The organism is Roseateles sp. AC306, assembly GCF_979253795.1.
On the sequence record NZ_CEEDEB010000009.1, the window covers coordinates 40,657 to 55,998 of the forward strand.

General features: G+C 69.4%; 14 protein-coding genes and 2 pseudogenes. 7 read left to right on the top strand and 9 right to left on the bottom strand.

All coding sequences use genetic code 11. The features are described from left to right. Positions 1-47: 47 nt before the first annotated feature. From gyrB to AC0IZJ_RS17620, 3 genes are read left to right on the top strand one after another with little or no spacing between them, the layout of a single operon-like run. Positions 48-2,597, top strand: coding sequence for a DNA topoisomerase (ATP-hydrolyzing) subunit B (gene gyrB, locus AC0IZJ_RS17610; RefSeq protein WP_471852354.1), 2,550 nt, complete (start codon positions 48-50; stop codon positions 2,595-2,597). Between the two features lie 37 nt (positions 2,598-2,634). Further along, entirely contained in the window at positions 2,635-2,949 is a 315-nt protein-coding gene (locus AC0IZJ_RS17615) for a nucleotidyltransferase family protein (RefSeq protein WP_457388782.1), read from the top strand. Next, complete coding sequence (locus AC0IZJ_RS17620; RefSeq protein ID WP_471852356.1) at positions 2,939-3,268, top strand: HepT-like ribonuclease domain-containing protein; 330 nt, start codon at positions 2,939-2,941, stop codon at positions 3,266-3,268. The genes AC0IZJ_RS17615 and AC0IZJ_RS17620 overlap by 11 nt, the downstream gene beginning before the upstream one ends. 95 nt (positions 3,269-3,363) lie before the next feature. On the opposite strand, the gene AC0IZJ_RS17625 is transcribed toward AC0IZJ_RS17620, so the two are convergent. The 4 genes and pseudogenes from AC0IZJ_RS17625 to AC0IZJ_RS17640 all read right to left on the bottom strand — a co-directional run. Further along, positions 3,364-4,323, bottom strand: a complete 960-nt coding sequence (locus tag AC0IZJ_RS17625) for an alpha/beta hydrolase (RefSeq protein WP_471852358.1) — start codon at positions 4,321-4,323, stop codon at positions 3,364-3,366. 44 nt (positions 4,324-4,367) lie between these two features. Continuing rightward, positions 4,368-5,141 (bottom strand): ThuA domain-containing protein, encoded by a 774-nt coding sequence (locus AC0IZJ_RS17630; RefSeq protein WP_471852360.1) that lies wholly within the window; start codon positions 5,139-5,141, stop codon positions 4,368-4,370. A gap of 43 nt (positions 5,142-5,184) precedes the next feature. Next, positions 5,185-5,280 (bottom strand): annotated as a pseudogene (locus tag AC0IZJ_RS17635) (PEP-CTERM sorting domain-containing protein); the annotation flags it as partial. 18 nt (positions 5,281-5,298) lie between these two features. Then, positions 5,299-6,141: pseudogene (locus AC0IZJ_RS17640) on the bottom strand (SGNH/GDSL hydrolase family protein); the annotation flags it as partial. A gap of 192 nt (positions 6,142-6,333) precedes the next feature. Here AC0IZJ_RS17640 and AC0IZJ_RS17645 point away from each other — a divergent pair. Beyond that, positions 6,334-6,894, top strand: a complete 561-nt coding sequence (locus AC0IZJ_RS17645; protein WP_471852362.1) for a hypothetical protein — start codon at positions 6,334-6,336, stop codon at positions 6,892-6,894. A gap of 13 nt (positions 6,895-6,907) precedes the next feature. Here the strand turns inward: AC0IZJ_RS17645 and AC0IZJ_RS17650 are convergent, their stop codons facing one another. Genes AC0IZJ_RS17650 through AC0IZJ_RS17660 form a run of 3 tightly spaced genes read right to left on the bottom strand, consistent with a single transcriptional unit; the run spans position 6,908 to position 10,985 of the window. Beyond that, complete coding sequence (locus tag AC0IZJ_RS17650) at positions 6,908-7,633, bottom strand: DUF6683 family protein (RefSeq protein ID WP_471852364.1); 726 nt, start codon at positions 7,631-7,633, stop codon at positions 6,908-6,910. A gap of 27 nt (positions 7,634-7,660) precedes the next feature. After that, the gene (locus tag AC0IZJ_RS17655) at positions 7,661-9,316 is read right to left on the bottom strand and encodes a hypothetical protein (RefSeq protein WP_471852366.1); all 1,656 of its coding nucleotides are present in this window, start codon (positions 9,314-9,316) and stop codon (positions 7,661-7,663) included. A 7-nt stretch (positions 9,317-9,323) separates the two neighbouring features. Further along, entirely contained in the window at positions 9,324-10,985 is a 1,662-nt protein-coding gene (locus AC0IZJ_RS17660; RefSeq protein WP_471852368.1) for a hypothetical protein, read from the bottom strand. 146 nt (positions 10,986-11,131) lie between these two features. On the opposite strand from AC0IZJ_RS17660, the gene AC0IZJ_RS17665 reads away from it, so the two are divergent. Together AC0IZJ_RS17665 and eutC are read left to right on the top strand one after the other, a co-directional pair. Beyond that, positions 11,132-12,496 carry an ethanolamine ammonia-lyase subunit EutB gene (locus AC0IZJ_RS17665; RefSeq protein WP_471852371.1) on the top strand — a complete coding sequence of 455 codons (1,365 nt, stop codon included), beginning with the start codon at positions 11,132-11,134 and terminating at the stop codon, positions 12,494-12,496. Beyond that, complete coding sequence (gene eutC, locus AC0IZJ_RS17670; RefSeq protein ID WP_471852372.1) at positions 12,493-13,287, top strand: ethanolamine ammonia-lyase subunit EutC; 795 nt, start codon at positions 12,493-12,495, stop codon at positions 13,285-13,287. The genes AC0IZJ_RS17665 and eutC overlap by 4 nt, the downstream gene beginning before the upstream one ends. Before the next feature lie 60 nt (positions 13,288-13,347). On the opposite strand, the gene AC0IZJ_RS17675 is transcribed toward eutC, so the two are convergent. After that, positions 13,348-13,830: a GreA/GreB family elongation factor gene (locus AC0IZJ_RS17675; RefSeq protein ID WP_471852707.1), complete on the bottom strand. Its 483-nt coding sequence runs from the start codon at positions 13,828-13,830 to the stop codon at positions 13,348-13,350. A 103-nt stretch (positions 13,831-13,933) separates the two neighbouring features. On the opposite strand from AC0IZJ_RS17675, the gene AC0IZJ_RS17680 reads away from it, so the two are divergent. Next, positions 13,934-14,626, top strand: a complete 693-nt coding sequence (locus AC0IZJ_RS17680) for a glutathione S-transferase (RefSeq protein WP_471852374.1) — start codon at positions 13,934-13,936, stop codon at positions 14,624-14,626. Here the strand turns inward: AC0IZJ_RS17680 and AC0IZJ_RS17685 are convergent. Further along, positions 14,623-15,336 (bottom strand): general secretion pathway protein GspB, encoded by a 714-nt coding sequence (locus tag AC0IZJ_RS17685; RefSeq protein ID WP_471852376.1) that lies wholly within the window; start codon positions 15,334-15,336, stop codon positions 14,623-14,625. The two genes, AC0IZJ_RS17680 and AC0IZJ_RS17685, sit on opposite strands and share 4 nt — an antisense overlap. Positions 15,337-15,342 lie beyond the last annotated feature (6 nt).

Sequence of the window (15,342 nt, forward strand, 5' to 3'; positions counted from 1 at the left end):
TTTAAAGGGCCGTGAATTTGCGGCCCGCGAGTGAGAGAGAGTTCCCGATGAGTGATGTTTCCAGCAGCGCCGACCACCCCGATGGCCTGAACGAAAAGCAGCAGGCGGCCGCCGCCGCCGAGGCCAAGTCGGGCGCGGTCTACGACGCCGACTCCATCCAGATCCTGGAAGGCCTGGAAGCCGTGCGCAAGCGCCCCGGCATGTACATCGGCGACACGTCCGACGGCACCGGCCTGCACCACCTCGTCTTCGAAGTGGTGGACAACTCCATCGACGAGGCCCTGGCCGGCCACTGCGACGACATCGTCGTCACCATCCACACCGACAACTCCATCTCCGTCATCGACAACGGCCGCGGCATCCCCACCGGCGTCAAGATGGACGACAAGCACGAGCCCAAGCGCTCTGCCGCCGAGATTGCACTGACCGAGCTGCACGCCGGCGGCAAGTTCAACCAGAACTCGTACAAGGTCTCCGGCGGCCTGCACGGCGTGGGCGTCTCCTGCGTGAACGGCCTGAGCAAGTTCCTGCGCCTGACCGTGCGCCAGAACGGCAAGGTCCACTTCCTCGAGTTCGCCAAGGGTGTGCCGCAGGACGCTGAAAGCGTCGTGGTCAACGGCTTCGAAACCCGCCCGATGAAGATCACCGGCGAGACCGACAAGCGCGGCACCGAAGTGCACTTCCTGCCCGACACCGAGATCTTTCAGCAGAACAACGACTTCCACTACGACATCCTCGCCAAGCGCCTGCGCGAGCTCTCGTTCCTGAACAACGGCGTCAAGATCCGCCTGGTCGACGAGCGCAACAACAAGGAAGACAACTTCGCCTATGCCGGCGGCGTGAAGGGCTTCGTCGAGTTCATCAACAAGGGCAAGACCACGCTGCACCCGAACATCTTCCACGCCCAGGGCGACAAGATGAGCGACCAGCAGACCAACATCGGCGTCGAAGTGGCGATGCAGTGGAACGACGGCTTCAACGAGAACGTCCTCTGCTTCACCAACAACATCCCGCAGCGTGACGGCGGTACCCACCTGACCGGCCTGCGCGCCGCGATGACCCGCGTCATCAACAAATACATCGACGACAACGACCTGGCCAAGAAGGCCAAGGTCGAGGTCGCCGGTGACGACATGCGCGAAGGCCTGGCGTGCGTCGTTTCGGTCAAGGTGCCCGAGCCCAAGTTCAGCTCGCAGACCAAGGACAAGCTCGTCAGCTCGGAAGTGCGCGGCCCGGTGGAAGACATCGTCTCCCGCCTGCTGACCGACTACCTGCTCGAGAACCCGCTCGACGCCAAGATCATCTGCGGCAAGATCCTCGACGCCGCCCGCGCCCGCGAGGCCGCGCGCAAGGCCCGCGAGATGACGCGCCGCAAGGGCGTGCTCGACGGCCTGGGCCTGCCCGGCAAGCTGGCCGACTGCCAGGAAAAAGACCCCGCCCAGTGCGAGATCTACATCGTCGAGGGCGACTCCGCCGGCGGCTCCGCCAAGCAGGGCCGCGACCGGAAGTTCCAGGCCATCCTGCCGCTGCGCGGCAAGATCCTGAACGTCGAGAAAGCCCGCTACGAGAAGCTGCTGACCAGCAATGAAATCATCACGCTGATCACCGCGTTAGGCACCGGCATCGGCCGCGGCGCCGGCACCGACGACTTCAACCCAGACAAGCTCCGCTACCACCGCATCATCATCATGACCGACGCGGACGTCGACGGCGCCCACATCCGCACGCTGCTGCTGACCTTCTTCTACCGCCAGATGCCCGAGCTCTGCGAGCGCGGCCACATCTACATCGCCCAGCCGCCGCTGTACAAGGTCAAGGTCGGCAAGCACGAGCAATACCTGAAGGACGCGCCCGAGCTGGACAGCTTCCTGCTCAAGGTCGCGCTGCAAGACGCGTCACTTGATACCGGCACCGGCAACACGCTCAAGGGCGACACCCTCGACACGCTGGCCCGCAAGTACGTTGCGGCTCAAGCCGTCATCGGCCGCCTGTCCAACTGGATGGACATCGAAGCCCTGCACGTGCTGGCCAACGGCCTCGCGCTGGACCTCGACACCGCTGAAGCCGCCGAGGCCAGCGCCGCCAGCCTCAAGGGCCTGCTGCACGACGCGCTGGTGACGGTCGAGACCGACCCGCGTACCGACAAGCTCTTCCTCAAGATCGCCCGCACCCACCACGGCAACGTGCGTGCCAGCGTCATCTCTGCGGACTTCGTGCACGGCGCCGACTACGAAGTGCTGGCCGACGCGGGCCTGAGCTTCCAAGGTCTCATCCAGGCCGGCGCCATGGTGCGCAAGGGCGAGGGCGAGAAGGCCAAGGAAAGCAAGGTCGACGACTTCCGGGCCGCCATGGCCTGGCTCATGAGCCAAGCCGAGGGCGCCGTCGGCCGCCAGCGCTACAAAGGCCTGGGCGAGATGAACCCCGAGCAGCTGTGGGAAACGACCATGGACCCGAACGTGCGCCGCCTGCTGCGCGTGCAGATCGACGACGCCATCGAGGCGGACAAGGTCTTCACGATGCTCATGGGCGACGAGGTGGAGCCGCGGAGGGATTTCATTGAGACCAACGCCTTGCGCGCTGGGAACATCGACGTCTGACGTTGACGCGGCCCCGCGCAACGGCTTGAATCCGCTCATGCAAGTCCCGGCCCTGGTCACCGAGCGGAGCGAAGCCATTGCAGAGCTTTGCAAGCAAGCCCACGCGCGGCGTCTGGACCTGTTCGGCTCCGCCGTCCGGGAGGACTTCGACGCCAGGTCCAGCGATCTTGACTTTCTCGTCGTGTTCGAAGACCTGCCGCCCGTGCGCTATGCCGAAGCGTTTTTCGAACTGAAGCGCGGCCTGGAACGGCTGTTCGCCCGGCCCGTCGACTTGGTCGTGGAGCGAGCGATCCGCAATCCGTATTTCAAGCAACGGGTGAGCGCAGAGCGACAGCCGGTCTATGGCGCCTGACCTGCGCAAGTACATCTGGGATGCCAAGGAAGCCGCAGCGCGTGCGCTGCGATTCACTGCCGGCAAATCTCTTGACGACTACCTGGGTGACGAGCTGCTGCGCTCCGCAGTCGAGCGTCAATTCCTGATCCTTGGCGAAGCCCTGGGGCGGGTGCGCCAGTTGGACCCCGGCCTGGCGTCACGCATCGCCGATCTGAACCAGGCCGTGGCCCTTCGCAACCAGTTGGCGCACGGCTATGCCGAAATCGACGATGCCATCGTTTGGGGTGTTGTTGAGGGGCCGTTGGAGCAGATGTTGACCGAGCTTGAGTCGCTTTGATTTCGCCGCGTTTCTGACGGCCAACCACACCGGCAGATGCTCCCACGGGGGCAGGGTGCCGGCCAGCGCCACGTCATTCAGCTGTTCACGCCGCCTCACCGCGCCCCGTCCTTGCCCAGCAGCCCTCGCATGCGCAACCAATCTTCTGCCCGCCTCGGCCACGCCGACGCCGTGCCCAACCCATCCCGCATGCCAATCCCATGCCCACCCTGCTCGAACAAATACAGCTCGGCCGGCACACCCGCTCGCGTGAGGGCCTGGTAGTACAGGATGCTGTTGTCCACCGGCACCGTCTTGTCACCCTGCGTGTGCAGCAGCAGCGTCGGCGGCGTGGCGGCGGTTACCTGCTGCTCGACGGACATCAGTGCCAGCAGCGCTGGAGCAGGCGCGCCGCCCAGCAGTGCGCGGCGCGAGCCGGCGTGGGCGGCGGGGTCGGTCATCGTGATGACGGGGTAGACGAGGACGGCGAAGTCGGGCCGGGCGCTGACGCTGTTGTCCAGCACGGCGCCGGTGCGGCCGTCGGGGTGGTCCCACAGGGTGCTGGCGCTGGCCGCCAGGTGTCCGCCGGCGGAGCTGCCCATCACGCCGATGCGCTTCGGGTCGACACCGAACTCGGCCGCGCGCGAGCGCACCAGGCGGATGGCGCGCAGCACGTCCTGAAGCGGCGCGGGGTGGCCCCACTCTTCCAGGCGGCTCTTGAGGATGAAGGTGGTGATGCCCAGCGTGCTGAGCCACGCGGCGTATTGCAGGCCCTCGCGCTGCCACGACAGATAGCGGTACCCGCCGCCCGGGCACAGGATGACGGCCGTGCCGTTGGGGCGGTCCACTGCGGGCGGCACGACGGTCAATGTCGGCACCGAGACGTTGGCAATGCCGCCGTTCGCGTCGACGCGCTCGGGGCCGAGGTCGCCTCGCGTGGCGGGCGCATCGGCGCGCACGGCGGCGGGCACGCCCTCGGGCCAGAGCGGCAGCACGGTCGCTGCGGTGGCGGCCCGGGCGAGCGCCGGCAGCAGTGGGGTCGACAGGGCAAGCAGGTTCAACAGGCGGCGCTTCATGGCGGCGCAGTTTGCCCGGCAGACGCGCTCATGGCTGTGAGTGATTACGGCCGTTTCGGCATGCCGTAGCCTGTTGCCGCCCACCACATGCCGCCCCATAGGTGGTCCAGGTATCTCGCGTCCTTGTACATCTCGGCGTTGTGCCCCAGCGCCGTGACGAACACGCGGCCCTTCTCGTAACCCTGCCACCAGCTCACCGGATGGTTGGCGCCCATGCCGTTGGCGACCTGGCCGGGCCAGATCTTCTTCGGGTCGTAGGTGCGCTCGTCCACCGCCAGCACGGGGTTCACGGTCACGCCGTGCGGGTTGCTGAACTCATACCACTCATCGCTCCAGATCCATTTGTCCGGCAGGCCGAAGGTGGCGGGGTGGGCGGGGTCGGCCTTGGTGACGACCGCCGTTTGCAGCATGGGGTGGATGACGAAGCTGCGGCCAACCAGCTTCTCGTACCAGGGCCACAGGCCGGGCTTGCTGATGATGGCGCGGTGCACGACGACGGCGTTGCCGCCGGCCTTCATGTAGCGCTCAAGGCCGGCGCGCTGGGCCTCGTTGAACTCCTCGCCCGAGCTGTTCAGCAGCACCACGGCCGCGTACTTGCTCAGGTCGCCCTCGAAGGCCCAGGGCTGGGCGGCCCAGGTCAGCTCGAAGGCGTGCAGCTTGGCCAGCTTCTCGAAGCTCTCGCGTGCCACCGGGATGTACTCGTAGTGGTACTTGGTGGGCATGGCCAGCACGAGCAGCTGGAACTGGCCGTCGCCCGCGAGGGCGGTGCTGGAGATCGCGGCGGCGGCCAAGACGGGCAGGGTTTGGGTGAGCTTCATGGGCCGCGATTCTTCCAGGCTGTCGCGGCCCACGGGGCTCAATTCAAGCCGCTTGCCGGCGACGCCGCGCCATGAAGCCGACGACGCCCAGGCCCAGCGCCATCAGGCCGTAGGTTTCAGGCTCGGGCACGGCGGCGATGGCTGCGGCGCCCATCATCTGGTGCGAGATTGCCGAGGGATGCAGCGCGTCGGAGAACTGCGAGACGGCGCAAGAGGTGCCGGGCGAGAACTGGAACGTGCCGCAGGGCGTGGTGACGTTGGTGATGCCGTAGAGCGCGCCGCCGTTGGTGAGAGCGTCCGTGCGCACGGCGGTGGCCAGGCCGGCGAAGTCGAAGAAGCTCATGTTCAGGCCGATGCCCTGGCCGTAGCCGACCACGCCGCCCATGAGGGAGTTGAAGGCGTCGGTAGCCTGGGTGGAGACGCCGGTCAGGCCGAGCATCATGGCCTCGGGCGTTGCACCCAGGTCGGGAAGGTTTGCCACGAGGATGTTCTTGGCGCCCTTGCCAGCCAGCAAGCCGATGGCGGTCTTGAGGTTGTCCGTCGCGGCCACTGCGGCGGCGCCGATGTTGGCCGGGTTGCCGCTGCGTGCGGCGCGCATGTCGTTGCCGCCGGCGACGATGACATAGAGCGCATTCGGGTCGGCGACGGCATGGGCGCTGCTGAACGTGCCGATCTGGGCCAGCACGCTGGGGAGGCTGCCGCCGGCCGTGAGCGCACCGCCATAGGCGTAGTTGTTGCCGCCCGTGCTGCTGGCCTTGGCGGCATCTGCATGGCCGATGCCTGCGGCAAGGTACTCGACCCAGACCGGGCCGTCGGAGTAGCGGCCGGTGAAGTACGGCGCAATCGGCTGGCCGCCGTTGGTGAGCTTCAGGATGTTGCCGGTATCTGACAGGCTGTCGCCGAAGAAGAAAGCGTCGCTGAAGGTGACGGCGCTGGCGGGGCCTGCCAACAAGGCAGCAAGAGCTGCGGCGGCGAGTGAGCTGCGGACAGGGTGGGTCATGTTGTCTCCATGGGTTTTGTGGGAGACCGACGCTAGGCACGCCCCCTCGCGAGGGCAAGAGGGTTAGCCAGCGAGGAGTTCGGATGTAGGGGGGTGGGTACGACGGGTCGGTGAACCGGGACAAGTGAGCGAAATTGCGCCCCTAACTTCAGGCGCTGGCGAAGCCTCGTCGACCGTTAACGTCCGCAGCGCATGCCCGATCTCGACCTGCGCCAGCTCCCCGCCGAACTGCAAGCCTCGTTGGAGCGCGTCTGGCCGGCCTGCCCGGAGGCGCAGCGGCGCGCGCTGCTGGGGCCGCCCGAACTCGGGGCGCAGCCGGTCTGGCCGGGCGAGCTGTGGCCCTGGCAGCCGGGCCGCCGCTGGTGGCGGCCGTTCAGGGCGAAGGCCTGGCGGCAGGCCGCCGAGGCCTTCTTCGGCCAGCACCTGGGCGACGCGCGCGGCGAGCCCAACGACGGCAGCGGCCCGACCTACGCCGAGCGCCTGTTCGACCCCGGGCAGCCCTTCTTCCCCACGCCGTGGACGCAGGCCGAGGTGCTGCTGCGCAGCCCGGTGCCGGACGTGTTCAGCGATGCCGAGTTCTGGTTCATCACGCAGCGGCTTTTTGGCGGTGACGTCTACTGGGCAGGCGGGTGCGCCACCGATTGGGCGAAAGGCATGCGGGCGGACAAGGCCGTGCACGGCGCGCGGCGGTGGCGCTGGCTGGCCGATGCGCGGTGGCGGTTGCACATGTCCGCCACCGGCACCTACACCTGAGCGGCCGGGCCGTTCAGCGCGCCACCAGCCCCTGCGGCCCGATCTGGATGCGCTCCACCGCCAGGCCCAGGCCGGCTTCGAGATTGGCCTTGGCGGTGTTGCGGAAGTTGGCCTCCTCGCCGGTGCTGGGCTTGCTCTTCAGGTGCTCGCGGTAGACCACCATGAAGGTGCCCACCATGGCCAGCTGCTCGTACATGGCGCGCTTGGCGGCCGGGCTGGTCTGCGTGAAGCCGGGGTTGCCCGCGAGCAGGCCCTGCATCTGCGTCACCAGGGCCTTGAAGTCCTCGTCCGCCACGGGCTGCTGCATGAAGGCGCTGTAGTTGCCGGCGATGAAGGCGGCCGTGGCGGCGCCGACGTCGTTGGGCGTCAGGCCGAGCTGGGTCTCGAGCTTCTGCCAGAACAGGAAGGACTCCTCGAAGGCCTTGGTCATGGCGGCGCGGTGGGCGGCGGGGAAGCGCTGAGCCAGCTCGGTGGCCGATTGACGGACCTGCGCCGGCCCGCTGGCCACGATGGGCGCATCGCCGGCGGTCAGCGGCGCTGCGCGCGTGGCGCCAAAGGCGGGCATGGCCGCGCCGCCTGCGCCTCCGGCCGCGGCGGGCTTGCCGATCATGCTGCGCATCTGCTCGGCCAGGCTGAGGGACGGCCCGACCTGGGCGCTGGCCGTGCCGGCGGCGCAGGCCAGGGCCGCCAGCGCGAGGCGACCGGCGGCACGAAGGGAAAGGAGGGGCAGTCGGGACAATTGAATCTCCAGGAAAAAGAGGGGAAGCTATTTGTCGAGGCTGTAGCTGCCGTCGCCGACGTAGACCGTCTTGTGGTCACCGTGCACGGGGAAGCTGAGCAGGCGCTCCTGGCGGCCGTCGTCGTAGTCCAGCGTGAGGGCATAGCCGCTGAGCTGATAGCGGCCGCGGCGGCTGGCGCCGTCATCGGCCTTGCGGGAGCTGTAGGCGCCTGCAGTGCCGCCAGAGCCACCAGCACCGCCGATTGGGCCCGTGCCCACGGAGCCGCCGCCGACGCTGCTGCTGCCCTTGCCATCGCCATGCGCCGAGCCGACGATGACGGTGTTGTTCAGCGTGGCGGCCAGCGTGCCGGTGCTGGAGGTGGCGCTGAAGCTGCGCTCGAAGCGGCCGTCGCGCGTGAAGCGCAAGGTCTGCGATGACGAGCGCCCGCCCAGCACCAGGCTGCCGGTGAAGCTGGCGCGGCTGAAGCTGCCTTCCAGCCGCGTGCCCGCCGGCCAGGGCTTCACGGCGTGGTGCTGCTTGGCCTGCCAGTCGCCGTCGGGGCGGCCATCGTCGTCCTGGCCCTGCATTTCGTAGCGCCCGTCGGCACCGCGCCAGCGGCCCCATTGCTGCGGTTCGAGCTGCCGCGAGGCGCTCACGTTGAGCTGGTCCGGCGGCATGCCGCTGCGGCGGTAGGCGCTGCCGTCGCGCAGCAGGAAGCGCACGTCCTCCTCCCAGCGCGTGCCGTTGAGGTTGTTGGCTTCGCCGTGGATGACGACGGCCGCCAACTCCTTGTCGGCCAAGCCCCTGCCGGGGGCGCTGGTCACCCGCTGAAGCAGCACCTCCTGGCGTTCCAGCGGCTCCTGCGGCAGGGGCGAGGGTGTCAGGCCCGTCGAATCGGTGACGACGGCCGCTGCGGCCAGGTTCACGTAGCTGTTGTCCAACGACGTGAACACGCCGCGCAGCACCACCTCGCGGCCGACCCAGGGCTCGGCGCTGACATCCAGCGAGATGGTGTGCGTCGAGCGCCGCTCGCCCTGGTCCTGCACGAGCCGGTAGCGGTCGCCGTCGCTGCCATGGCGCTCCACGCGGCCCTTGACGTAGACGAGACCCAGCCGCTTCTTCGCCGCTTCGTCGCTGATCGCGGACCAGCGGCCATGCTGCTTGACCAGCGCCGGGATCTGGCTGGGCAGCAACACCTGGCCCCGCGGCACGCCCGGCGCCATGTCCGGCAGCGTGGGCTTGTAGGCCAGCTTGAGTTGCAGCAACCCCTGGGCCACGGCCCGGGCCTGTGGGAACTGCGCGCTCACGTCCATGCTGGCGCCTTGCAGGTCCTGCCCGAGGGCGGCGCAGATGCGGTCGGGCTCGGCGTCGCCCAGCACCCGCTGGCGCATCGGCTCGGTGAGCCGGCTCCAGGGCGGGACGCTGCCGCTGTCCCGCTGCTTCAGCGAGATCAACACCATGCGCAGCGGCGCGACCTGATGGCGTTCCCGCCAGGCCACCCAGGCGGCGCGCGCCTGCGCCGTGGCCGGCGCGCCGACGTCATGGCAGGCGTCCAGCGAGGCCTCGGTCATCACGTCCAGGCTCACCGCGCTGATCAGCTGGGTCATCGCGGCGGGGTCGGTCAGCAGGCTCTGCCCGGCCGTGGCGGCGCAGGCACTGCCGGCTTGCAGCGCCAGGCTCATCAGCCATGCGATCTTCGTCATCGGCGCTTCATTTGTCGCGGCTGAGGCTGCCGCTGCCCACGTAGACGGTCTTGCCATCGCCGTGCACAGGGAAGCTGAGCAGCCGCTCTTGATGCCCGTCGTCGTAGTCCAGCGTCAGCACGAAGCCGCTCAGCTGGTAGCGGCCGCGGCGGCTGGCGCCGTCGTCCTTGGTGTTCGTGCCACTGGTCGCGGTGGCGGTGCCCAGCGGCCCGGACACCGTGCCGCCGGCGGTGCTGCTGCTGCCTTTGCCGTCGGCGCGCGAGGACATGGAGATGTTGGCGCCGTTGATGGCCGCCAGGCTGCCCGACGTGCCCAAAGAGCTGAAGCTGCGCTCGAAGCGGCCATCGCGCGTGAAGCGGATGGCGCGCCTGGACGACACGCCGCCCGTGATCTGGCTGCCGCTGAACGTGCCACGGCTGAAGTAGCCGTCCAGCCGTGTGTCCTGGGGCCAGGGCTTGACGGCGTAGTGCTGGCCCGCCTCCCAGCCGCCGGCGGGGCGGCCGTCGAAGTCCTGCGCCTGCATCTCGTAGCCCTTGCCTTTGGCGCGCCAGCGGCCCCATTGCTGCGGCTCCAGCTTGCGCGAGGCGGCGATGTCGAGCTGGTCGGGCGGCATGTCGGTGCGGCGGTAGGCCGTGCCGTCGCGCAGCAGGAAGCGCACGTCTTCCTCCCAGCTCGTGCCGTAGTTGTAGTTGGCCTTGCCCTCGATGACGACGGCGGCCAGATCCTTGTCGGCCAGGCCGCGGCCGGGCGGGCTCATCACGCGTTGCAGGATCACCTCCTTGCGGCCCAGCGACTCCTGGGCCAGCGGCGACGGCACCAGGCGAGACGCGTCGGCCACCAGCGCCGCGCGCTTGAGGTCGGCGGCGTAGGACCGCAGCGACGTGACCACGCCGCGCAGCACCACCTCGCGCCCCACCCAGGCGTCGGCGTCGAAATCGAGATAGAACTTGGCGGCCGAGATGCGCTCGCCGTCGTCGATGACCAGGCTGAAGCGGTCGCCGTCGCGGTCCTGGGACCAGCGCTTGACCCGCCCCTTCACGTAGACGAAGCCGTGCTCGCGCTGCGCCTCGTCGGCGGACTTGGAACTCCAGCCGCCCTTGTGCTGGCCGGCGAGCGCTGCGATCTGGGTCGGCAGCAGCACCTGGGCGCCATCGGGCGCCGCAGCGGCCGGCAGCTCGGAGGGCCGCGACGCCACTTCGGCGCGCAGCAGGTCCGCCGCTGCGGCGGCGGCCTGCGGGAACAGCGCCGTCGCGTCCATGCCGGGGGACTGCAGGTCGCGCACCAGCGCGGCGCAGGCCTGCTCGGGCTTGGGGTCGCCCAGCACCCGCGCCCGCATCGGCTCGGTGATCTCGTCCCAGGACGGCGCACGGCCAAAGTTCTTGCGCCGGTTCGCGCTGACCAGCACCGCCTTCAGCTGCGGCAGCTGGTGCCTCTCGCGCCACGCCACCCAGGCCGGGCGCAGCTGCATGAACGAGGGCGCGCCCACGGCGTCGCAGGCCGTCAACGTGGCTTCGGTCATCACGTCCAGGCTGACGGCGTTGACCAGCTGGCCCACGGCCGTGCGGTCTGCGGCCAGCCCTGGCGCGGGCGGCGCCGCAGCGGCCAGCGTCGATGCCAGCGCCATGAGCGCAGCGTTCAAACCGGTGATGCCGTCTCGCATCGGGGCCATGCCTCCTCGTCCAAAAGGGCGCGATGTTCGGCAGTCGGGCGCGCAGCGAACATCCCAAGCTTGCAGCCTCGGTAATCGGCACCTGGGGATGTGCCTGCGTCACTGCTTTGTCATGCAGCCGGCACGGGTTTTGCGCACACTTCGGCATGGCCTACGCCCACACCCTTGGCACCGAGCGCTTCCAGTTCGCCGACCTGCGCACGCTGCTCGCCAAGGCCAGCCCGCGCCGCTCGGGCGACGAGCTGGCCGGCGTGGCGGCGGTGAATGCGCGTGAGCGGGTCGCGGCGCAATTGGCGCTGGCGGACCTGCCACTCAAGACCTTCCTGAACGAAGCCGTCGTGCCCTACGAGAGCGACGAAGTGACCCGCCTCATCGTCGACACGCATGACGCCGCCGCCTTCGCGCCGATCTCGCATCTCACCGTGGGCGGCCTGCGCGACGCGCTGTTGGCCGATGCCGTGGAGCCCGCGCAGATCGCCAACGGCCTCACGCCCGAGATGGCCGCCGCCGTGAGCAAGCTCTGCCGCGTGCAGGACCTGATGCTGATCGCCCGCCGCTGCGAGGTCGTCACGCAGTTCCGCAGCACGCTGGGCCTGCGCGGGCGCCTGGCCACGCGGCTGCAGCCCAACCACCCGACCGATGACGAAGCCGGCATTGCCGCCAGCCTGCTCGACGGCCTGTTGATGGGCGCGGGCGACGCCGTCATCGGCATCAATCCCGCCACCGACAACCTGCCCCAGGTCATGCGCCTCGTGCAGATGCTGGACGCCGTGATCACGCACCACGAGATCCCGACGCAGAGCTGCGTGCTGACGCATGTCACAACCACGCTGGCGGCCATGGAGCGCGGCGCGCCGGTGGACCTGGTGTTCCAGTCCATCGCCGGCACCGAGGGCGCCAACCGGGGCTTCGGCATCACGCTGGCCCTGATAGAGGAAGCGCAGCAGGCCGCACTGGCACTGAAGCGCGGCGGGCGGCAGGTCATGTACTTCGAGACCGGTCAGGGCAGCGCCCTGTCCAGCGGCGCCCACCACGGCTGCGATCAGCAGACGCTGGAGTGCCGCGCCTACGCGGTGGCGCGGCGCTTCGAACCGCTGCTGGTCAATAGCGTCGTCGGCTTCATCGGGCCCGAGTATTTGTTCGACGGCAAGCAGATCGTTCGCGCCGGTCTGGAGGACCACTGCTGCGCCAAGCTGCTGGGCCTGCCCATGGGCGTGGATGTGTGCTTCACCAACCATGCCGAGGCCGATGTGGACGACGTCGACAGCCTGCTCACGCTGCTGTGCGCCTCGGGCTGCAACTACATCATGGGCGTGCCGGGGTCCGACGACATCATGCTGGGCTACCAGAGCACCAGCTTCCACGACGCGCTGGCGATGCGCCGCCTGCTGGGCTTGCGGCCGGCGCCGGAGTTCGAGGCCTGGCTGCAGCGCACGGGCATCTTCGACGGCCAGCTCGCGCTGGCCGACGCCCTGCCGGAGCGCTTCGCCGCGCTGTTGGCCCGCTCATGAAGCCGCCCGTCGTCGACCAGCCCTGGGCCGTCCTGCGCCGCTACACCGCCGCCCGCATCGCCCTGGGTCGCGCCGGTGTCAGCCTGCCGACGCGCGCCCACCTGGCCTTCCAGCAGGCCCATGCCGAGGCGCGCGACGCGGTGCATGCGCCGCTGGATGTGGATGCACTGCTGACCGGCCTGCGCGCGCTGGGCGAGACGCCACTGCGGGTGCAAAGCCAGGCGGCGGACCGGGCGGGCTATCTGCAACGGCCCGACCTCGGCCGGCGCCTCAGCGAAGCCAGCGTCGCCACGTTGACGGCGCTGCAAGCCGCCGAGACCGACCTCGCCTTCGTCCTCGCCGACGGCCTTTCCGCCCTGGCGCTGCAGCGCCAGGCCCTCCCGCTGTTCGCCGCGCTGCGTGAACGGCTGCTGAGCGAGGGCGGCTGGACCTGGGCGCCGCCGGTCGTCGCGACGCAGGCCCGCGTGGCCCTCGGCGACGAGGCGGGCGCGCTGCTGAAGGCCCGCTGCGTCGTCGTGCTGATCGGCGAGCGCCCGGGCCTGAGCGCGCCGGACAGCCTGGGCGTCTACTTCAGCTGGGCACCGCGCCCGGGCCTGGTGGATGCCCAGCGCAACTGCATCTCCAATGTGCGCCCCGAAGGCCTGCCGCCGGCCGCTGCCGCCGCCAAGCTGCATGCATTGCTGCGCGAGGCGCGAACGCGGCAACTGAGCGGTGTCGCGTTGAAGGACGAGCAGGACGACAGCGCGCTGGCCGCCACTTCAGCGCCGTTGATGCGGCTGCTGGGTGGTTGAGCCCGCAGCCGATGCTGGACAGGCGCGCAGAAATCGATTCGGCGCGAACTTGCTCGCGGCTCAATGAGCCCGCAGCACTTCAAACCGCTGTCGATTTGGAGCGACCTGTATCGACACCTCATCACCCTCGCATTTGCCCAGCACCGCCCTGCCCAACGGAGATTCGCAGCTGATGACCTGAATGGACTGCGCGCCGCTGACCAGCTTCATGCTGCCCCCATCCGGGCCGAGAAATAGCTGTTGCTGCCTGTCGTCGGAGTCGACCAGGCAGACCAGCGCGCCGAGCTGTATGCCTTTGCTGGCGTCGTAGGGGCGTGGGCGGAATTGGCGCCAAACGGCCATCGCCTGGCGGATGGCTTCGGCGCGACGAGCCTGGCCGGTGGCCAGGTAAGCGGCTTCAAGACCCAATGTGTCGTACTTGTTTTCGGCGATGTTTTCTTCGTGGGTTGCCGTCTCATGGGCCGCCCGCGCCGCCTGTTCGGCTTGCAGCAGGTCTTCGGCGAGCCGTTCCAATACCTGCTGCTGCAGCAAGAATTTATCCATGGTGAAGGCAGACATCTCGAGCAGGCGGGGGTCGGATTTCGATTATCAAGGGCTCGACCCGCTATCGACGCCTCTGCTGGCCGCCGCCACACTTCAGCGACCCATGCACCCATCGACACCGACACCGCACGCACCGCTTGCCACGCCCGGCCTACAGCTGCCGCGGCTCTACACCTTTCGCCGCTGCCCCTACGCGATGCGGGCACGGATGGCGCTTCTGCAGGCCGGGCGTGCCTTCGAGGCGGTGGAGGTCAGCTTGCGCGACAAGCCGGCGAGCTTGCTGGCCCTGTCGCCCAAGGCGACGGTGCCGGTGCTGCAGCTGCCCGATGGCAGCGTGATCGAGGAGAGTTGGGACATCATGCGCTGGGCGCTGGCCGGGCCCGATGCGCAGGGCTGGTGGGCGCGGGCGCAGTCGCCCGGGAACCTGGACCTGCTACGCCGAAACGACGGCGACTTCAAGCATCACCTGGACCGCTGGAAGTACCCCCAGCGCTACGCGGGTGACACCCTCACGCCCGACGCACATCGCAACCGGGCGCTGGACGTGCTTCTGCGACCGCTGGAGGCGCGGCTGCACGGCGCGCCCTGCCTGGGCGGCGCCACGCCCTGCGCCACCGACCTCGCAGTGATGCCCTTCGTTCGCCAGTTCGCCGCGGTGGAGCCGGGATGGTTCGCAACGCTGGATCTGCCGTCGCTGAGGTCCTGGCTGAACGGCTGGCTCGTCAGCCCGCTCTTCGTTGCGTGCATGCACAAGTTGCCTGCCGAAGGTGCGATTCGCTTTCCGCCGCTCCGCTAGACGGGTTGCCGGTAGCGCTGGCCCTTGAAGCGCCACACCAGTTCGCGCGCGCGGATCTGCTCCAGCACCAGGTCGGCGCCCAGCTTGGCGCCTTCGCGCATCACCTCGCCATTGACGATGACGAAGCGGCTGGCCGGGTCGTCTGAATAGACCGAGCCGCTGATCACCAGCCTGGGCAACTCGCGGCGCGTTGTCTCGGGCAGCTCGGCCAGCCGGGGGATGGGGGCTTCGGCCACGGGCGCCGGGGTCGGGGCGGGCGCGGCCACGCTGGGCCGTGGTGTCTTGGCAGCAGGGGCGGCAGGGGCAGTAGCAGCCACGACGTCCGGCGGCGGTGCGGGCGGCAGATAGGGCGAGGCCGAGGCCGCGGGAGGCGGCGGTTCGCTGACTGCCGTTGGCGTGGCGGGAGTTGTGGCCGCTGGGGCGGGAACAGGTGCGGGAACAGGGGCGTGAACAGGTGCGGTCTGGCGCACGGGCACGGCCGCGGCGACCGGTGCCGGGTCGTCACGCGCGCCGTTCGCCCACCAGCTGCCGGCGCCAATGCCGGCCAGCAGCAGCAGGCCGCCGCCGGCCCAGGGCAGCCAGCGGCGCTGGCCGGCGGCACGCGCGGCCTGGCTGTCGGCCAGGGCCTGCGTGTGCAGGCCGGGCACCTGGCCGCGCTCGCGTTCGCGGTCGGCTTCAGCGCGGCGCAGGGCGTCGAGGATGTAGGACATGGCGGT